20 protein-coding genes and 2 pseudogenes are annotated in these 17,455 nt (G+C 61.2%); 11 read left to right on the top strand and 11 right to left on the bottom strand.

The features are described 5' to 3' along the window. Nucleotides 1–164 precede the first annotated feature (164 nt). From HDG34_RS07070 to HDG34_RS40100, 4 genes are all read left to right on the top strand, one after another. Entirely contained in the window at nt 165–473 is a 309-nt protein-coding gene (locus tag HDG34_RS07070) for a hypothetical protein (RefSeq protein WP_184058723.1), read from the top strand. 318 nt (nt 474–791) lie between these two features. Further along, entirely contained in the window at nt 792–1,592 is an 801-nt protein-coding gene (locus tag HDG34_RS07075) for an alpha/beta hydrolase (RefSeq protein WP_184058725.1), read from the top strand. Between the two features lie 3 nt (nt 1,593–1,595). Beyond that, nucleotides 1,596–1,937, top strand: coding sequence for a hypothetical protein (locus tag HDG34_RS07080; protein ID WP_184058727.1), 342 nt, complete (start codon nt 1,596–1,598; stop codon nt 1,935–1,937). Nucleotides 1,938–2,112: 175 nt separating this feature from the next. Then, complete coding sequence (locus HDG34_RS40100) at nt 2,113–2,430, top strand: DDE-type integrase/transposase/recombinase (protein WP_409259258.1); 318 nt, start codon at nt 2,113–2,115, stop codon at nt 2,428–2,430. Here the strand turns inward: HDG34_RS40100 and nirD are convergent. From nirD to HDG34_RS39810, 9 genes and pseudogenes are all read right to left on the bottom strand, one after another. Beyond that, nucleotides 2,324–2,644 (bottom strand): nitrite reductase small subunit NirD, encoded by a 321-nt coding sequence (gene nirD / locus HDG34_RS07090; protein ID WP_090811477.1) that lies wholly within the window; start codon nt 2,642–2,644, stop codon nt 2,324–2,326. The genes HDG34_RS40100 and nirD overlap by 107 nt on opposite strands. A gap of 1 nt (nt 2,645) precedes the next feature. Next, nucleotides 2,646–3,014 carry an SUF system Fe-S cluster assembly protein gene (locus HDG34_RS07095; RefSeq protein WP_090811480.1) on the bottom strand — a complete coding sequence of 123 codons (369 nt, stop codon included), beginning with the start codon at nt 3,012–3,014 and terminating at the stop codon, nt 2,646–2,648. 8 nt (nt 3,015–3,022) lie between these two features. Then, nucleotides 3,023–3,478: a Fe-S cluster assembly sulfur transfer protein SufU gene (sufU, locus tag HDG34_RS07100; protein ID WP_184058729.1), complete on the bottom strand. Its 456-nt coding sequence runs from the start codon at nt 3,476–3,478 to the stop codon at nt 3,023–3,025. Next, entirely contained in the window at nt 3,475–4,728 is a 1,254-nt protein-coding gene (locus HDG34_RS07105; RefSeq protein ID WP_311734859.1) for a cysteine desulfurase, read from the bottom strand. Before HDG34_RS07105 ends, sufU begins: the two co-directional genes overlap by 4 nt. Beyond that, nucleotides 4,725–6,047, bottom strand: a complete 1,323-nt coding sequence (sufD, locus tag HDG34_RS07110) for a Fe-S cluster assembly protein SufD (protein WP_184058731.1) — start codon at nt 6,045–6,047, stop codon at nt 4,725–4,727. Before sufD ends, HDG34_RS07105 begins: the two co-directional genes overlap by 4 nt. Beyond that, nucleotides 6,044–6,835: a Fe-S cluster assembly ATPase SufC gene (gene sufC / locus HDG34_RS07115; RefSeq protein ID WP_184058733.1), complete on the bottom strand. Its 792-nt coding sequence runs from the start codon at nt 6,833–6,835 to the stop codon at nt 6,044–6,046. Before sufC ends, sufD begins: the two co-directional genes overlap by 4 nt. Before the next feature lie 29 nt (nt 6,836–6,864). Beyond that, entirely contained in the window at nt 6,865–8,313 is a 1,449-nt protein-coding gene (gene sufB, locus HDG34_RS07120; RefSeq protein WP_184058734.1) for a Fe-S cluster assembly protein SufB, read from the bottom strand. Continuing rightward, complete coding sequence (locus tag HDG34_RS07125; protein WP_409259259.1) at nt 8,285–8,770, bottom strand: SUF system Fe-S cluster assembly regulator; 486 nt, start codon at nt 8,768–8,770, stop codon at nt 8,285–8,287. The genes sufB and HDG34_RS07125 overlap by 29 nt, the downstream gene beginning before the upstream one ends. Before the next feature lie 940 nt (nt 8,771–9,710). After that, nucleotides 9,711–10,132: pseudogene (locus HDG34_RS39810) on the bottom strand (AraC family transcriptional regulator); the annotation flags it as partial. Nucleotides 10,133–10,501: 369 nt separating this feature from the next. Between HDG34_RS39810 and HDG34_RS07135 the strand changes: the two are divergent. Both HDG34_RS07135 and HDG34_RS07140 read left to right on the top strand, forming a co-directional pair. Continuing rightward, nucleotides 10,502–11,644, top strand: coding sequence for a porin (locus HDG34_RS07135; RefSeq protein ID WP_184058736.1), 1,143 nt, complete (start codon nt 10,502–10,504; stop codon nt 11,642–11,644). A 12-nt stretch (nt 11,645–11,656) separates the two neighbouring features. After that, nucleotides 11,657–13,384 (top strand): tannase/feruloyl esterase family alpha/beta hydrolase, encoded by a 1,728-nt coding sequence (locus HDG34_RS07140; RefSeq protein ID WP_184058738.1) that lies wholly within the window; start codon nt 11,657–11,659, stop codon nt 13,382–13,384. 59 nt (nt 13,385–13,443) lie between these two features. On the opposite strand, the gene HDG34_RS07145 is transcribed toward HDG34_RS07140, so the two are convergent. After that, nucleotides 13,444–13,674, bottom strand: coding sequence for a helix-turn-helix domain-containing protein (locus HDG34_RS07145; protein ID WP_311734857.1), 231 nt, complete (start codon nt 13,672–13,674; stop codon nt 13,444–13,446). Between HDG34_RS07145 and HDG34_RS07150 the strand changes: the two are divergent. The 5 genes and pseudogenes from HDG34_RS07150 (at nt 13,657) to HDG34_RS38935 (ending at nt 16,264) form a co-directional block, all read left to right on the top strand. Beyond that, nucleotides 13,657–14,459, top strand: a pseudogene (locus tag HDG34_RS07150) (sulfite exporter TauE/SafE family protein). The gene HDG34_RS07145 and the pseudogene HDG34_RS07150 sit on opposite strands and share 18 nt — an antisense overlap. Before the next feature lie 44 nt (nt 14,460–14,503). Beyond that, nucleotides 14,504–14,935 (top strand): YeeE/YedE family protein, encoded by a 432-nt coding sequence (locus HDG34_RS07155; protein ID WP_184058740.1) that lies wholly within the window; start codon nt 14,504–14,506, stop codon nt 14,933–14,935. 1 nt (nt 14,936) lies between these two features. Then, nucleotides 14,937–15,374, top strand: a complete 438-nt coding sequence (locus HDG34_RS07160) for a YeeE/YedE family protein (protein ID WP_184058742.1) — start codon at nt 14,937–14,939, stop codon at nt 15,372–15,374. A 63-nt stretch (nt 15,375–15,437) separates the two neighbouring features. After that, nucleotides 15,438–15,968 (top strand): cytochrome b, encoded by a 531-nt coding sequence (locus HDG34_RS07165; RefSeq protein ID WP_184058744.1) that lies wholly within the window; start codon nt 15,438–15,440, stop codon nt 15,966–15,968. Between the two features lie 101 nt (nt 15,969–16,069). Then, the gene (locus HDG34_RS38935) at nt 16,070–16,264 is read left to right on the top strand and encodes a hypothetical protein (RefSeq protein ID WP_260321064.1); all 195 of its coding nucleotides are present in this window, start codon (nt 16,070–16,072) and stop codon (nt 16,262–16,264) included. 140 nt (nt 16,265–16,404) lie between these two features. On the opposite strand, the gene HDG34_RS07175 is transcribed toward HDG34_RS38935, so the two are convergent. Further along, nucleotides 16,405–16,974 (bottom strand): cytochrome b/b6 domain-containing protein, encoded by a 570-nt coding sequence (locus tag HDG34_RS07175; protein WP_311734856.1) that lies wholly within the window; start codon nt 16,972–16,974, stop codon nt 16,405–16,407. Nucleotides 16,975–17,455: the final 481 nt, after the last annotated feature.

The raw sequence follows: 17,455 nt of genomic DNA on the forward strand, positions 1-17,455 counted from the left end.
TATTCGCCGCACGCACCAGACATCCAGTTCGGGGGCACGCGTCAGGCGAGAGCGATACGTGCAGCAAGGGCTGACAACGGCCCTCACGACCGATCCTGCTGATCCCCGGCAAAAGAAGCGGCGCATAATGCACACATCCCTTTGTCAGGATGATGGAGGTAGATGTGACAACTTTTGCTATCGACGCCGTTCGCATCAACCCGACGAACGACAGGTTTACCCATGTGCGTTGGGCTCCCGTCGATCCGGCGACGCGTGAATGGCTGTCCCCCCCGGCGATTGTGGAGGTGGTCGAAGTCGTCGCCGCGATCCGTCGGGGAGATGTTGTTTGGTCCCTTTTTACGCTTGGTGGCACACGGTATCTCGGGCCAAAAATTGTGTCTGTCTCTCACACCGACGGAACCGCCGGGATCGACACGGATGTCCCTGGCGATCATGTCGAAAAATGCATTGACGATTTGCCGCACCTTTGACGGCATACCTTTGAGGCCGTCGGCGACCGGACTGTGAAAGGTCTGGACGGGTCGGTAAGACTCGTTGATGGACAGAGAGCTGACATTCGCCGACGCCATCGCGCTCGATTTCAGTCTGTTCTGGGCTGCTTCGTACGGACCAACCCCGCGCCTGGTCGCGTCGCTCGGAAAATATCGAGGATACAAGGCAGGGAAATACTCTCCGTACCATAACTTAGACGCCCACATCCTGACGACACGCCTGAATATGAGCGGTGGCGACCGCGCGCTAAACTGGGTGTGTGCTATCGAAAAGTTCGGTGGGTCGAGCGCAAGACGATGAAATTCACCCGAATGATGGTCGGCCTCGCCGTCGCGTACATGATCGTGTTAGCCGGAGTCGCCATCTTGCAGGATCGTTTTCTCTACTTCCCTCAGAAGGCCGCAATCGAGGAGGTCACCTCCTCCGGCGGACTGCGCGCCTGGCCGACACCTGAGGCGTACCGGGGCCTCGTGGCGGAGCCGGCCGGGTCCGCGCGCGCCACGGTCATCGTCTTCCATGGCAATGCGGGGCATGCCGGCCACCGCTCGTTCTATGCGGCAGCGCTCACCCGGCTCGGGCTGCGCGTGATTCTCGCCGAATATCCAGGCTACGGGCCGCGCACCGGTGCATTAGGCGAAGCGAGTCTGGTCGACGATGCTCAACAAACCATCGCGCTCGCACATCGCCTCTATGGAGCGCCGCTGCTGCTCATCGGCGAATCGCTTGGGGCCGGCGTGGTCGCTGCGGCCGGCTCGCGTGAACGCGACAAGATCGCAGGCATGATGCTCATCACGCCATGGGATCGGCTCGAGCACGTCGCCGCTTACCACTATCCGTGGCTGCCCGTGAAGTGGCTGCTGCGCGACCAATACGACAGCGTGACCCATCTGGCGTCGTTCGACCGCCCGATTCTCGTCGTGGTTGCGGAACGCGACAGCATCGTCCCTACGCGCTACGGCGAGGCGCTTTACAACTCGCTGTCCGCACCGAGAAAACTCATGGTGGTGAAGGCGGCTGACCATAACGACTGGATTGGCCACGTCGACGAAACCTGGTGGCGGGAGGCGACCGACTTCCTTCTCACGCCTTTGCATTGAAATATGAAGACGCCACCGGTCCCGTCCAACTCGGAGCGCATCTATGTTCTCGATGCGAAGAACAGGCCTGTCGAGGTGTTCGACCACGGCGCGTGGTCGCGCTGGATGACGGAAAACGAACTGATCTTCCGCCGCACACTGCTGGACGACTACGGTGTAACGGTCACGACCCGCTTCCGTGGTGTGTCCAAACCGAAAACCGGGGAGGCTTTGCTGTTCGTGACGCGCGTCGCCGGAATGCAGGCGCAAGACAACAGGAGCTACGGAGCAAGTACGCTTGATGAGGCGCTGGAGCAGCATGAGCGCATCGTGCAGAAAATCCTCCGGATAATGACAGGGCGGTGACCATTACAGCACGACGATTCTGCGGAGTCGTAACCCCAGGGAGTCGTCCATACATGGTGCAAACGGCGCAAGCGAATCGGTTAGAGTGTCCTGCTGAACGAATAGAGAGCCGTCGTGGCGTGTCGATGAAACGTAGCTGAAGATCCGCGGCAGGTGGGTGTAGCTCCGCCGGGCGGTGAATCGGGCCGGCCAGACAGTTGACTTCATGCTACGTGCAAAGCGCGACGTGAAGGCGGCCAAAGCCTTTTTCAGGAAAGCTCTCAAACATCAGGGCAAGCCGCCGAAGACCATCTCACTGGATGGCTATGCCGCCTCACACGCGCGCGAATGGACGAACGGCCCAGCGGAGCCGCTTACTGAGAACGAGAGCCGGTCGACAGCGCACCTCAATCCCACCGCTCGTCACGCACCTGAACGACGCCCGCCTCGATCCGCACCGGAAACGCCACCACATCCTCATATGCCGGCGGCGCCAGCACCTTTCCGGTCCTGATGCAAAATCGTGCACCGTGGCGCGGACAGACGACCACGTCGCCTTCGACCACACCGCCAGTCAGGATGCCGCCGTCGTGCGGGCAGACATCCTCGATTGCATAACAGGTGCCGTCGACGTTGAACACAGCAACCTGCGCGCCGTCGACCTCGACGCTGCGAACAGACCCGGCCGGAAAATCCCCGATCGCAGCGACGTCGACCCAGTCTGACATGTCAAAGCATCCCCAATTGCAGGCGCGCCGCATCCGACATCCGGTCTCTCGACCACGGCGGATCCCACACCAGTTCAACGTGCACGTCGTTCACTCCGCTCGCCGAGAACACCGCATCCTCCACCGTCGCCGGGAAGGTCTGCGCGACCGGGCAGCCGGGCGCGGTCAGCGTCATGCGGATCCCAACGCGGCCTTCGGCTTCGTCCACGTCAAGACCATAAACAAGCCCCAGATCGTAGATGTTGACCGGAATCTCCGGGTCGAACACGGTGCGAAGTGCATCGATCACGCGTTCTTCAAGACCTTCTGTTGTCGTGCCACTGCCGGGTTGTGCGGCCTCAGCGCGCTTCAGCCAGTCGAATGTGCTCATCGTCTGCCTCACTCTGTCGAAACGGGGCGATCTTCGTCGTGCAGCGCGGCGTGGAGCGTATGCCAGGCCAGCGTCGCGCACTTCACACGCTCGGGAAATTCACGTACACCGGACAGCACCGCCAGCTTGCCCATCTCCGGCGCGGCTGTCGCCTGCCCTGCAGCGGGCGTTGTCACCATGTCGTGAAAGCGCCCGAACAGCGCTTCGGCCTCTGCTTCCGTTTTGCCTTTCAGCGCCTCGGTCATCAGCGACGCTGATGCTGTCGCAATTGCACAGCCCGCGCCTTCGAAACTCGCTTCTTTGACGATGCCGTCCTCGATTCGCAGATAAAGCGTAATTCGGTCGCCGCACAGCGGGTTATAGCCCTCAGCCGTGTGATTGGCGCCGGACAGTCCATGACAGTTACGCGGCCGCCGGTAGTGGTCGAAGATGACTTCCTGATACAGATCGCGCAGATCGCTCATTTTCCGAATATCTCCCTGACCTTTCCGAGACCTTCGATCAGCGCGTCGATATCCTCGTGCGTGTTGTAGAGGGCGAGCGACGCGCGCACGGTCGCCGGTACGCCGAAGCGCTGCATCACCGGCATCGCGCAATGATGGCCCGCACGCACCGCGATGCCGTGATGATCGAGAATCGTGCCGACATCATGAGCATGCACGCCGTCGAGCACGAACGACAGAATGCCTGCCTTGTCGCGTGCGCTACCGATAAAACGCAAGCCCGGTATCACCCGCAGGGCGGCCGTCGCATAGGCGAGCAGTTCGTTCTCGTGCGCGGCGATGACTTCCATGCCGATGCTGTCGACATAGTCGAGCGCCGCGCCCAGCGCAATCGCGCCGGCAATGTTCGGCGTACCCGCTTCGAACTTCCACGGAATCGCGTTGTATTCCGTTTTCTCGAACGTTACCGATCGGATCATGTCGCCGCCGCCCTGCCATGGCGGCATCGCTTCAAGCAGTGCGGCCTTGGCGTATAGCACGCCAATGCCAGTCGGTCCGTACACCTTATGCCCCGACAACGCGTAGAAATCGCAATCTATCGCGCGGACGTCGACCGGCAGATGCGTGATTGCCTGTGCACCATCCAGCAGCACCGGCACGCCCCGCGCGTGTGCCGCTGCAACGATGCGCTCCACCGGATTGATGCTGCCGAGCGCGTTGGCCAAGTGCGTCATCGCGACCAGCCGCGTACGTTCGCTTAACAAGCGCTCGTACGCGCCGGCATCGAGTGCGCCCGTATCGTCGATCGGCACGACTTTCAGCGCCGCGCCCATCTGCTCGCAGACGAGCTGCCACGGCACAATGTTCGAATGGTGCTCCATCGCGCTAATCAGGATTTCGTCGCCGGGCTTGATCTGCGGGCGAGCATAGCCCTGGGCGACGAGATTGATCGCTTCGGTCGTGCCACGCACGAACACGATCTCCTCCGGACGCTGCGCATTGATGAAGCGTGCAATCTTCGCGCGTGCGGCCTCGAATGAATCGGTCGCGCGCTGAGACAGCAGATGCACGCCGCGGTGCACATTGGCGTTGCTATGCCGGTAGTAAGCGTTTTCCGCGTAGATGACCGAGGCAGGCTTTTGCGTCGTGGCGCCATTGTCGAGATAGACCAATGGACGGCCATGCACGCGCTCGCCCAGAATCGGAAAATCGGCTCGCCAGTGCTCGACATTGCGCGGATCGGGCGTCTGCATCTGTTCGATCGGCTTCATAGCAACTCCCTGATGCGCTCGCCTTCCGGGGTGCGCGCGAACAGCAGGTTTTCGAGCCGGCCACGCAGCGAATCGATGCGCACACCTTCGACAATGTCGCGCGCAAATGCGTATGTCAGTAGCGCCCGTGCCATGCGCTCTTCGACACCTCGTGCACGTAAATAGAACAGCTGGTTGTCGTCCAGTTGACCGACCGTCGCGCCGTGTGTGCATTTCACGTCGTCGGCGTAGATCTCGAGTTGCGGCTTCGTGTCGATTTCCGCATCGCGTGACAGCAGCAGGTTGTGATTCGCCTGATGCGTGTCCGTTTGCTGTGCATCGCGATGCACGATGACGCGCCCGTTGAACACGCCGCGCGCCGCGCCGTCGAGCACCCCGCGGTAATGTTCGCGACTCGTGCCATGCGGCTCTGTGTGATCGATGCGCGTGTGGTGATCGACGTGCTGCCGGCCCCCGACAAAATAGAGACCGTTCAACGTCGCTTGCGCGTTCGCGGCGTTCAGGCTTGTGCCGATACCAGTGCGCGACAACGCGGCGCCGAACGCGAACGCATGTGAGGTAAAACAGCTGCCCCGTTGCTGCGCAGCGGCGACCGACGCGATATGAAAAGCCTTCGGGCCCTCTTGCTGCAACCGGTAGTGCTGCACGTCCGCCTGCTCGTCTGCGACGATGCGGGTAACCGCATTGGTCCAGTACGCGTCGCCGCTCAGCCCTACAAAATGCTCGACGATCGTGCAGCCCGAGCGTGCTCCTGCAAGCACGACATTGAACGGCTGCACCGCAAGACCCGCTTCGTCGGTCAGGAACAGGATCTGCAGCGGTTGATCGATGACCTCGCCAGGCGGCAGCACGATGGCAAACCCATCCGTCATAAACGCCGTATTTAGCGCGGCAAAGCCATCTGAATACGCCTGCGAGGCGAATGCCGATTCCAGTTGTTGTGGCATTTCTCTCAACGCCCGGGTGAGCGAGCCCACAAATACCCCGTGTGGCAAACCATTCAGTTTCGACGGCCGCGGCACATGCCGACCGTTGACAAAGACCAGTCGATGCGCGGCAGGGTCCAGCTTGAGTTCATCGATGACGTGCCGCACGTCGCTATCGTCCGTGCGTTGTGCCTTGAAATGCCAGGGACGCTTGCCAATCGCCGACACGTTCGTGTATTTCCAGTCCTCGTGCCGCGTGGTCGGCAAACCCAGCGCTTCGAACTGATCGAACGCGCTTCGGCGCGCGGCACGCAGCCATGGAAACTCAACGCCGGGCAACGTCTTCGCGAGTTGCCCAAACTGATGGAAATAGTCGAGAGATTCGTTTTTCATGGATGCCCCGCACTTTCCTGGCTTGCTGTATTTTCTGGTTGCACCGCTTCATCGTCGATCCAACCATAGCCTTTACGCTCCAGCTCCAGCGCCAGTTCACGGGACCCCGACTTCACGATCCGGCCATTCGCCAGCACATGCACGCGATCCGGCACGACGTAGTCCAATAGCCGCTGATAGTGCGTCACGAGCACGATCGCCCGTTCTGGACTGCGCATGCTGTTGACGCCCTGCGCGACAATCTGCAATGCGTCGATGTCGAGTCCGGAATCCGTTTCGTCGAGAATGGCGAGCCGGGGCTCCAGCACGACCATCTGCAGAATCTCGTTGCGTTTCTTCTCTCCGCCGGAAAACCCTTCGTTCACGGCGCGATACAGCAGACTCTCGTCCATCCGCATCAGCGTCATCCTCTCCTTGACCCGTTGCAGAAACTCCATCGCATCGAACTCCGGCTCGCCACGATACCGCCGCTGCGCATTCAGCGCCGCCTTCAGCAGATAAACGTTGCTCACGCCGGGTATCTCGACGGGATACTGGAACGCGAGAAACAGTCCTTGGTGTGCGCGCTCCTCGGGTGCGAGCGCCAGCAGGTCGCGGCCGAGATACGAGACCTCGCCGCCCGTGACAGCAAAGTCCTCGCGCCCGGCCAGCACCTGGGCAAGCGTGCTCTTGCCCGAGCCGTTCGGACCCATGATCGCGTGCACCTCGCCGGCCCGTACATCCAGATCGATGCCACGCAGAATTTTCTTGCCGTCGACTTCGACCTGCAGATTGCTGATTTCAAGCATGGTCCGAATCCCTCGCGAATCGCTGTGGGTTATCCCACGGCGCCTTCCAGGCTGACGCCGAGCAGCTTTTGTGCCTCGACTGCAAACTCCATCGGCAGCTCCTTGAAGACCTCCTTGCAGAAGCCGTTCACGATCATCGACACCGCATCTTCCGGCGACAACCCACGCTGCCGGCAATAGAACAACTGGTCTTCGCCGATGCGTGATGTCGATGCTTCGTGTTCGACCTTCGCCGTCGGGTTCTTGACCTCGATGTAGGGGAATGTGTGAGCGCTGCAACGGTTTCCGAGCAAAAGCGAATCGCACTGCGTGTAGTTGCGCGCGCCTTCCGCCGCACGGCCGACCTTCACGAGGCCGCGATACGCGTTCTTTCCGCGGCCCGCCGAAATGCCTTTCGACAGAATCGTGCTGCGCGTATTGCGGCCGAGGTGAACCATCTTCGTCCCGGTATCGGCCTGTTGATAGTGGTTGGTCAGTGCCACCGAATAGAATTCACCGACCGAGTTATCGCCCTGCAGGATCACGCTCGGATACTTCCACGTAATCGCCGAACCGGTTTCCACCTGAGTCCATGAAATCTTCGAATTGGCCTCGCGGCAGTCGCCACGTTTGGTCACGAAGTTGTAGATGCCGCCCTTGCCCGACGCATCGCCCGGATACCAGTTCTGCACGGTCGAATAGCGGATCTGCGCCCCTTCCAGCGCGACCAGCTCGACCACAGCGGCATGCAGCTGGTTTTCGTCGCGCATCGGCGCGGTGCAGCCTTCCAGATAACTCACGTACGCGCCTTTGTCCGCGACGATCAGCGTGCGCTCGAACTGCCCGGTGTTCTGGGCGTTGATACGAAAGTAGGTCGACAGTTCCATCGGGCAGCGCACGCCCGGCGGGATGTAGCAGAACGAGCCATCGCTGAACACGGCGGAATTAAGCGCGGCGAAGAAATTATCGGTGTGCGGCACGACCGAGCCGAGATACTTGCGCACCAGTTCGGGATGATGCTGTATGGCATCCGAGAATGAACAGAACACAATGCCGAGTTCCGCCAGCTTTTCGCGGAACGTAGTTGCTACCGACACGCTGTCGAATACCGCATCCACCGCTACGCCCGCCAGCAGTTCGCGCTCCCTCAGCGGCACACCCAGCTTTTCGTAGGTACGCAGCAGTTCCGGATCGACTTCATCGAGACTCTTCGGACGATTCTTCTGCGTCATCGGCGCGGAATAATAGATTATGTTCTGGTAATCGATCGCCGGGTGTTCGACCGTCGCCCAATGCGGCTCGGTCATCGTGAGCCAGTGGCGATAGGCCGCGAGTCGCCATTCGAGCATGAACGCCGGCTCGTCTTTCTTCACCGAAATGAGCCGGACCACATCCTCGCTCAGCCCGCGCGGAAGCGCATCGGCCTGCAGATCAGTCACGAAACCGTGCTGGTATTCGCGGCTGATCAGTTCATCGAAACCGGTTGTGGATGCGCTCATGCGTGGCCTCCGTCAATCGACTTGGCGCGGGCGTCGCGCCCGCGCGATGGTTGGGGATACTACGCGCGCGGATCGCGCTGATATCGACCGCGCGCAAGGTGGGGCCCGCCATGTCCGCCAGCGTGACCTGCTGCAACGCTTCGTAAATCAGGCGATTGACCTTCTGCCAGTTGGCGCGCACCGCGCACGCCGCCTCCTGGATACACAGGCCTGGCGTAGTGCTGCATTCGGTCATCCCGATCGGGCCGTCGACGACGGCGATCACCTCCGCCAGCGTGATCCGCGCAGGCGGCCGCGGCAGCAGGTAGCCGCCGTTTGTGCCGCGCAGCGACTCGACGACACCACCGCGCGTCAGCACTTTCAGCACCTTTGACACCGTAGGCCCCGCGACCCCGGTCGCCGCCGCAATACTGCTTGCGCTGTGGACGGCATCGGGATCGCGCGCCATCGCAGTCATGATCACCGTGCCGTAATCGGCAAGTTTGCTCATGCGCAACATCGGAACATCTCCCGTTTTAATCAGGACCCTTTTGGTCCAGATTACATCGAAACGAAAACCGCACGTTTGGAGTGAGCGACACTGTCCTGTGTGGGGATTCCTGGCCACGTCGCGAATCGCTTTCCGTTTCGGGAGAAGTATTTCGCGAACGGCCCAACGCCAATTTCATTCTAGACCTGTATATATAACCTTGTCAGTGTATTGGTCTTCGTGACGGACCGCTCTGGCGAGCCACGCTCCATCGACCGCGAATACCCACTCGCCGGACGAGACATCAATTGTTTGATATCCAGAATATCGAAAACTGATTTAAAAGCCGGAATCCGCGTGAAGGATGCGCGATGTGCATCGCCTATCTCGGGAGAGGCCCGCCGCATAGTACTTTGGACTGTTGTGGCATCCGGACCCAGTGGGGCTACTGCCCGATCTTTCTGGTGATTGTGGTTGTGTGGAGTGTTGAGCAGGTGCGCGGACTGAATGTCGAACGCGCCCATTGACCTCGGCCTACGTGTTCAGCGCATACATGAAAGCCCGGAATCCACGGTCACCGTTGCCAGTTGTCGCTGTCGGATGAATAATCCCCCGTCAAGATACGGACGTTTACGTGCGCTAACGATGACGGCCCCTTTCGTCCGTGCCTGCATGAGATTGCCCTTCAAGGCGTACAGGCAATTAACAATTTTGCGCCGATAAATTCTGATTATTTCATTTTCAGAAAAAGTATTTTACGAAGTAGGCGTTTACCCATGATGGACACCTCCTGTTCCAAAGGATAGGTGTCCACGAAAGCGGGTCAACTCCAAAAGGTCACATTCGGGTAGGTTTGGGTGCGACTTCTGTCCTTGCACTACACGATCTTTGACTTTTCAGGATGCATCGTCAGCCCACACTCCGTCAGCGAGAGCCGCTCGATCGTTAGCGGCTCCTGCAAATGCGCACGGATGTATTCCTCCACCCGTCGTACATAAAACGGCGCAAGCGGTCTGCGCTCGCGCGTCATGCCGCTTCCTACGCTGTTCGGTTGACCGTAGATAAGCGCGTTCAGGAGTGTCGACTCGAACTGCTCAAATGCGAGTGGATAGCGCAGCGGATGCGCCTCCGTACTCATGATTTCCGCGAGCATCGGCAGCAACTGCATCAGGCACACCCCTGTGCCGACGTCAGTGCGAATTCTGGCTCGAATTCGATTGCCCCACCCGCCGCGTCGCCGAAATGACGCTGTGCATGACGCTCGAGCACATCGCGCTCGATACGCAGGATGGCCTGCGGGCAAGCTTCGCCCCGCCGCATGCGCAGCGCCAGCGTGGGCGACACCAGCGAGCCGGCGAGCGTCCATATTGAAGTGGACCTGCGCGTAGGCGAGCTCGTACAGTTTGCGCTGCTCGTCGGAAGGGCGGCCGTCACCAATCAATGCTCGGCTCGCATCCATCCCGCTGCATAGGGTATCTACCGAACATTTCATGCTTGCGTTGTCAGGATACCTGATATCAAATACGGAACTATAGCGACGGACAGGCGCGTCTTCCAGGACGCGCTTTATTTTGTTCTTTATATCAGCTTGCCTGATATTGCATCAACGGTGATCGGCGCCAGCATCCCCGTCACGCTCATCGCTGCAATCGCCTGAAACCGAAGATCCCTCAATCGCAGTTCAACAAAAAAACATACAACTGGTCTGGAGACATCACCATGCAATTGAAGTCGACTCACGTTCTCATGTTCGGTGCGCTATGCGCGCTGAGCACTGGAGCCTTTGCGCAATCGAGCGTCACGTTGTATGGCATCGTGGACACGGGGATCGAGTATGTCTCGCACGCGAACGCGAAGGGCGACAGCGTCTTTCGCATGCCATCCGTTACCGGAGAGTTCCCATCACGCTGGGGGCTGCGCGGCAACGAAGATCTAGGCGGCGGCTACAGCGCTGTCTTCACGCTCGAAAGCGGCTTTAACGTGCGCGACGGCAGTTCTGGACAGGGCGGGAGGCTGTTTGGACGCCAGGCATTCGTCGGCATGAAAAGCCCGTACGGAACGCTCGCGTTCGGCCGTCAGTACACGATGACCTATCTTGCGGTTCAGGGCGCCGACATCATCGGTCCGGACATTTACGGCATGGGCTCCCTGGATGCCTATGTGCCCAACGCACGCGCCGACAACTCCATCACCTATCTTGGCTCGTACAAGGGCTTTACGCTGGGCGCGGGCTATTCATTCGGACGGGACGCTGCGGGTACCGGCAACTCGCCGGGACAAGGAACCTGTACCGGCTCGGTTCCAGGCCACGCCACGGAATGCCGCGACTGGTCCGCAATGCTCAAGTACGACTCTCAATATTTCGGCGCGGCTGCGTCGTACGAGGAGCAACGCGGCGGCGCGACCGCAGCCGCCAACTTCTTCGACGGAATTGCGCCGACACCTCTCATCAACGCCGCGGACAAGGACGCCCGTACGCAACTGAGCGCCTATGCGCAGTACGCAGGCGCGAAGATCGGCGCAGGTTGGATTGGACGCCGCGTAGTGACCCAGTCGCCGACAGTACCGAATATCCGTTCGGATCTGTTCTTCCTGGGCGCTTCGTACATGGTCACGCCTGCGTTCCTCCTCGATGGCGAAGTGTTTCGGATCATCAATAGCGACCACGATACCCGCGCCACGATGGGAACGTTACGCACCACCTATCTTCTGAGCAAGCGTTCGTCGGTCTATGCGCAGGCTGCGTATCTGGCGAACAGCGCGAAGGCGCGCTATTCGGTCAGCGGTGGCGGCGGTGGGACCACGCCAGGCGCGGGCATGGGTCAAACGGGCGTGATGGTCGGCATTAAACACATGTTCTGATAGGGGGCGAGAATGAAACGAACTTCAATTGCTATGTGCGTATCGGCAGTGTCCGCGATGCTGGCGGCCTGCGGCGGCGGTTCCGACTCGCTCTCCACCAGTGCGACACAATTGCCTCGGCTTTCCGCAGCACAACCCGCGACGCTGTCAGGAAACTGCAGCGCGCTCGCCGCCAGGCTGACGTTTGCGGCCACGACGTTCACGTCCGTTACCGACGTGCCGGCCGGAACGCTCACGGTGGCAGGAAAGTCCGTGCCCGAACATTGCGTGATCGAAGGGAAAATGAATCAACGCACGAGCGCCGTTGACGGCCAAACTTATGCGATTGGTTTTGAAATGCGGCTACCCATCGCGTGGAATGGTCGCTTTTTCTATCAGGCCAACGGTGGTCTCGACGGTAGTGTGACACCGGCGACGGGGGTGCTCAGTGGCGGGGGCCCGCTGAACAACGCTCTAAACATGGGCTTCGCCGTGATCAGTTCGGATGCAGGTCATTCCGGGTCGCAAAACCCGCTGTTTGGTCTCGATCCTCAGGCGCGCCTCGATTATGGCTATAACGCCGTTGCTACGCTCACGCCAATGGCCAGGCAGGTGATCAAGTTGGCCTATGGCAAGGGCCCCGACCGCAGCTACTTCGAAGGTTGCTCGAACGGCGGCCGTCATGCGATGGTGGCGGCAGCCAGGTCTTTCGCGGATTACGACGGCATCATTGCCGGCGACCCCGGCTTCCATTTGCCAAAGGCGGCGATCGGGCAGATGTGGAGCGCACAACAGCTAGCTACCGTCGCGACCGCCAAAACGTCGTCCGGAATTGCCGATATCACCACCGGCTTGACGACTGCTGAAAGGCAGCTCATCGCGTCGAAGATCATCGCGAAGTGCGATTCGCTGGATGGTGTAGCGGACGGGATGGTGCAAGACATCAAAGCGTGCCAGGCGAACTTCGACCTGGCCACGGACGTACCGACATGTTCGAGCAATGGGCGCGACGGCACCTGTCTTACGGCGGCTCAAAAGCAAGCCGTTGGAAATATTTTTTCTGGGGCGAAAAATAGCGCTGGCACTGCGCTCTATGCGAGCTTTCCGTATGACGTGGGTGTCAACGGATCAGGCTGGGCCGCGTGGAAGCAAGGCAATTCGATCAGCCTTGACCCGGCCGCGGCGGCCTTCGTATTTACGTCGCCGCCGCAGAGCGCTTCGCTGCTCAGCTCCATCGGCGCCTACGCTCTGAACTTCAACATGGACAGTGACGCGCCGAAGATCTTCGCAACGAGCGGTGTCTATTCCGAGTCTTCGTGGTCATTCATGACCCCGTTGAACGAGACTGATTTGAGCGGTCTGAGGAGCCGGGGCGCGAAGTTGATCGTCTATCACGGGACGAGCGATCCAGTGTTCTCGTCGAACGATACGACCGACTGGTATCAGCGCTTGTCCACGGCTAGTGGTGGTGACGCGAGCAATTTCGCCCGGCTCTTCACGGTAGCAGGGATGAACCACTGCAGCGGCGGTCCGACGGCCGATCAGTTCGACATGCTGACGCCTATGGTGGCATGGGTCGAGCAAGGGCAAGCGCCGAACCGGGTCATCGCAACGGCTCGCGACACGACCAACGCGATACCGAATAGCGAGGTGCCGACTAGCTGGGGTGCCGGCCGCACGCGTCCGCTCTGCGCGTATCCGAAGGTGGCCCGCTATACCAGCGGAGACGTGAACTCGGCAAGCAGTTTCACTTGCAGCTAAGCCACTGACCGTGCGAGGGGGAGAAGATGTGAACGCTCCCCCACCACGCCGAGGAAACGTTAGGCCCCCTCACCGCCCGCGATCGCTTTGATCCGGCGATAAAGCGTGCGCTCGCTCAATCCCAGCTGCGCGGCAAGCTCACTGCGTTTTCCGCGGAATTGCGCCGCTGCGCGCGCGAGTTCCGCATCGGTCAGCTTGCGCGGCAAACCCACGCCCACCGCCAGCGAATCCTGACCACCGCCGGAAGTCCTGTCGCGGACCGCCTGCGGCAAGTGTTCGGCGCGGATCACGCCACCGTCGGCGCGCTGGTCGGCGCGATTCTCGGGCTGACTGGCGCGGGCGGCAGCATTCTTGCCGTGCCCGGGCTCGTGTTCGGCATGGGCTGGCCGCTGCAGCAGGCCACGCCTGTCGCGCTCGTCGCGGTGGCCGGCAGCGCAGCGGTGGGCGCGCTCGAGGCATTGCGCAAGCGGCTCGTCCGTTATCGCGCCGCGCTGCTGATGGCCGCCGCGGGGGTGCCCGCGACCGCTGCCGGCGCGCGTCTCGCGCATGCGTTTCCGCAACGCGTGCTGCTCGCGCTGTTTGCCGCGGTCATGCTGGTGGTCGCGTTCCGGCTGTTGCGTCGGACGCTCGCGCGTCGCGCGAGGCACAATCGTCAATCTGCGTCGCGCATGTCGACCCGGCGACCGGCCACTTTCGCTGGACCTGGCCGACCGCAGCCGCGCTCGCGGCCACCGGTTCGCTGACGGGATTGATGACGGGGATGCTCGGTGTCGGCGGCGGCGTCATCATCGTGCCGATGATGCGCAAGCTGACGGACCTGTCGATGCACGGTATCGTCGCGACTTCGCTGATGGTGATCGCACTCGTCGACAGTGGCGGCGTTCTCGCGACGGCCACGCACGGCGCAACGCTTCCACTCGAAGTCGCGTTGTGGTTCACTGGCGCCACCGCCGCCGGTATGCTCAGCGGACGGCTTGCATCGCATCACATCGCCGCGCGTCAGGTGCAACTGGGCTTTGCGAGCATCCTCGTCTGCGTGGCGCTCGGCCTGCTGGTCAAAGCGGCGCTGATTTGAGCGCTGCCGCTTCCCTCCAACCCACACGACAGTCAACCTGAACGATGATCGATCTCGACCATTTCACCCCGCTCGCGTCCCTGTGCGGAGGCCTGCTGATCGGCGCCGTGGCTGCGGCGATGGTGCTTTTGCTGGGCCGCATCGCCGGAATCAGCGGGATAGTCGGCGGCCTGCTGCGCTGGACCAGGCGAGACGGCGCATGGCGCGTCGCCTTCGTTGCCGGGCTGGTCGCTGCCGCGGTAATCGCGCGCGCGGTCGGTGCGCCCGTCGCGATCACCGTCGACGCGTCGTGGCCGGCCGTGATCGCGGCCGGCTTTCTGGTCGGCATCGGCACCCGCTATGGCAGCGGTTGCACGAGCGGACACGGCGTGTGCGGGATTTCACGCGGCGCCATGCGCTCGCTCGTAGCGACGGCGACGTTCATGGCGGCCGGTTTCGTCACCGTCTATATCACGCGACATCTTCTCGGAGCATAGGATGGCAACAGTCGTTTCATTCGTATGCGGGCTGCTGTTCGGCTTCGGCCTGCTGTTGTCGGGCATGGCCAACCCCGCCAAAGTGCTGGGCTTCCTCGATTTCGCAGGACGCTGGGACCCGTCGCTCGCGTTCGTGATGATCGGCGCGGTGGCTGTCGCAGCAATCGGCTTCGCGATCGCGAAGCGCCGCGGCAAGTCGCTGCTCGGATTGCCGATGCAGATTCCCGCGTCAACGCACGTCACGCGAAGGCTGATGGTGGGCAGCCTCGCGTTCGGCGTCGGTTGGGGAATTGCAGGGTTCTGTCCCGGCCCGGCGCTCGTTGCGCTCGGACTCGGGTCGGTGAAAGCGTGGGTGTTCGTGGCGGCGATGATCGCGGGGATGGCGGTCTTCGAGTGGTTGGAACGGCGCAGACAGGCGGCCTTGGCGACTGCCCCTTAACCTGGCCTTAAGGCGCGGCCGTGTACGATCTGTTTCGACTGAATCCAACTCACAGGCTCCCCTATGCAAGTCTCCACTGAACACCGCTATGATATCGTCGCACGTTTGCTCCATTGGCTCGTCGTCGGGCTGGTTGCCGCGCAGTTCGTGATCGGCTGGACGATGCCGGACGTGCACCGCGATACCGTGCCGGACGGCGAAATCGCCTGGCACCTTGGCGTCGGCACCGCACTGCTCGCAGCGATGGTGTTGCGGGTGCTGTGGCGCGTGACTCATCGGTCGCCGCCGGACAACCTGCCGCCGCTGTTTCGCGCCGCTTCGAAGCTCACGCACCTCGCGCTGTATGTGCTGCTCGTGCTGGTGCCGCTGCTCGGCTGGATCAACGCTTCGTCGCGCACGTGGACGGTCCGCCTCGCCGGACTTGCTTCGTTGCCCTCACTGTCGGCACCGGGTTCGTCATTCGGACATGCGATGGGCGATGTTCACGGCGTCCTCGCTTGGGTTCTATTCGGCGTGATCTGCTTGCATATCGCAGCGGCGATGTTTCATCAGTTCGTCGCCGGCGACCGCGTTCTGCAGCGCATGAAGATCTAGCGGTAGTTCGAGCGCTGCCTATATTTGCCCGTCAAACAGGGCAAAGCTGCGTGGCATGTCACGCGGGCGGACAGTTTCCCGAACTGATGCCGTACGGTCGAATGTTCAAGCTGAACGGATATACCTTCGGTGAACGTACGATTCCAGTGGCCGTGATGGCGATGCTCGACGTGACCAGGACGAGGCTCAACCATGATGCTAGCGGCAATATCGTCTCTCCCAAAGACGGTCTGCCGATTTTCGATTCAGCCAGCATCTTCCTCGCCGGCAAGATCACCGACAGGATCGGCCACTGAGCATCGGACAACATTGATTTCCGTTGTGTCGACAGGATCATTGGGGAACGCAAGCGACCTGATTCTCGGTGAAGCTGGCGGGCCAACCACGGGTGTTCAAGGACCATCGTCGCCCAATCTCGCCTCGTGGCATTCGGGGCTTATCGGCCAGTACGTGCCCGTCCCGCCGGAAACCAGCGTGGAAGCATCGCGATCAGGACGTCGTCTTTAAGGAAGGCATGGTGAAAAATAGCCGCGAATGCGTGCAACCCCGCAAGCCACATAATGGCGTCGCCGAGCCACGCGTGCAGCGATGCGAGGGCTGAGCCTGCTCCATGCGAACTACTGAGTAAAGGCGGAATATCGTAACCGCCGATCAGCGTCAACGGATGCCCTTCGAGCCACGCGCCCGAGATGGCGGTAAGCGGAAGCGCGAGGAGAAGCAGATACAGCATCCATCGAACGGTTGTTGCCATCACAGCTATCCAGCGAGAAATTGGAGGTGTCTCGGGACGCGCGTCGTATGCTCGCCACAGCAGGCGGACGAGGGTGAGCGCGAACACGCACAAACCCAAAGTCTCGTGCAGTCGCCGGTCGAACTCGTGCACCGAAGAGTAGACGCGCTGTTCAGATCCGCCGGGCCCATACATGAACGTCACGAGCACGACAATTGCCGTGCACCAGTGGAGGAATTGGGCAATTGAACCGTAGCGTGTGGCAGAGCTTTTCACTATAGCGCTCCCGATGTGTGCCCATCGACGAACGGTAGGCACGACCGCGACAACGGCAAGCCAGTGGATAACACACGCAGCTGCATCGTATCGTGACGTGGCATACATGGCTGGCCGGACGCTGGCGTATTGGATTCGTGAATGGATTCTACGCGCAAACTCTTGGTGAAATCTCAAGCTGTTGGCGGCTCACGTTTCAAATCTTCTCCGTCCAGCCAGGCGGCGCGGTGTGCAGCCGGTCGCGTGGCGAGCGCCCGCAGATCGCAGATCATTCCGCGCGGCCGGAAACACCTGGATTGTGGAAACAGATCAGTACCGCTGTTGCCGAGAAACGCGAGGCAACCACGCTGACGAACAGCCGGCGCGCGAGCGGAACAGAGTTCTGGTATCAGCTGTACGTGGCACCGGTGAGTGACGAGGCGGAAAAGGTTACGCATCACATCAGCGTGGTGAGCGACCTGACGGAACTCATTGAGTCGCG

The organism is Paraburkholderia sp. HC6.4b (assembly GCF_014200875.1).
Classification (GTDB): domain Bacteria; phylum Pseudomonadota; class Gammaproteobacteria; order Burkholderiales; family Burkholderiaceae; genus Paraburkholderia; species Paraburkholderia tuberum.

Excerpts from the sequence above, each read along its gene's own strand:
- HDG34_RS07075 (WP_184058725.1), top strand. The coding sequence starts at position 792 with ATGAAATTCACCCGAATGATGGTCGGCCTCGCCGTCGCGTACATGATC.
- HDG34_RS07080 (WP_184058727.1), top strand. The coding sequence starts at position 1,596 with ATGAAGACGCCACCGGTCCCGTCCAACTCGGAGCGCATCTATGTTCTC.
- nirD (WP_090811477.1), bottom strand. The coding sequence starts at position 2,644 with ATGTCAGACTGGGTCGACGTCGCTGCGATCGGGGATTTTCCGGCCGGG.
- HDG34_RS07095 (WP_090811480.1), bottom strand. The coding sequence starts at position 3,014 with ATGAGCACATTCGACTGGCTGAAGCGCGCTGAGGCCGCACAACCCGGC.
- sufU (WP_184058729.1), bottom strand. The coding sequence starts at position 3,478 with ATGAGCGATCTGCGCGATCTGTATCAGGAAGTCATCTTCGACCACTAC.
- HDG34_RS07105 (WP_311734859.1), bottom strand. The coding sequence starts at position 4,728 with ATGAAGCCGATCGAACAGATGCAGACGCCCGATCCGCGCAATGTCGAG.
- sufD (WP_184058731.1), bottom strand. The coding sequence starts at position 6,047 with ATGAAAAACGAATCTCTCGACTATTTCCATCAGTTTGGGCAACTCGCG.
- sufC (WP_184058733.1), bottom strand. The coding sequence starts at position 6,835 with ATGCTTGAAATCAGCAATCTGCAGGTCGAAGTCGACGGCAAGAAAATT.
- sufB (WP_184058734.1), bottom strand. The coding sequence starts at position 8,313 with ATGAGCGCATCCACAACCGGTTTCGATGAACTGATCAGCCGCGAATAC.
- HDG34_RS07125 (WP_409259259.1), bottom strand. The coding sequence starts at position 8,770 with ATGACTGCGATGGCGCGCGATCCCGATGCCGTCCACAGCGCAAGCAGT.
- HDG34_RS07135 (WP_184058736.1), top strand. The coding sequence starts at position 10,502 with ATGCAATTGAAGTCGACTCACGTTCTCATGTTCGGTGCGCTATGCGCG.
- HDG34_RS07140 (WP_184058738.1), top strand. The coding sequence starts at position 11,657 with ATGAAACGAACTTCAATTGCTATGTGCGTATCGGCAGTGTCCGCGATG.
- HDG34_RS07155 (WP_184058740.1), top strand. The coding sequence starts at position 14,504 with ATGATCGATCTCGACCATTTCACCCCGCTCGCGTCCCTGTGCGGAGGC.
- HDG34_RS07160 (WP_184058742.1), top strand. The coding sequence starts at position 14,937 with ATGGCAACAGTCGTTTCATTCGTATGCGGGCTGCTGTTCGGCTTCGGC.
- HDG34_RS07165 (WP_184058744.1), top strand. The coding sequence starts at position 15,438 with ATGCAAGTCTCCACTGAACACCGCTATGATATCGTCGCACGTTTGCTC.
- HDG34_RS38935 (WP_260321064.1), top strand. The coding sequence starts at position 16,070 with ATGTTCAAGCTGAACGGATATACCTTCGGTGAACGTACGATTCCAGTG.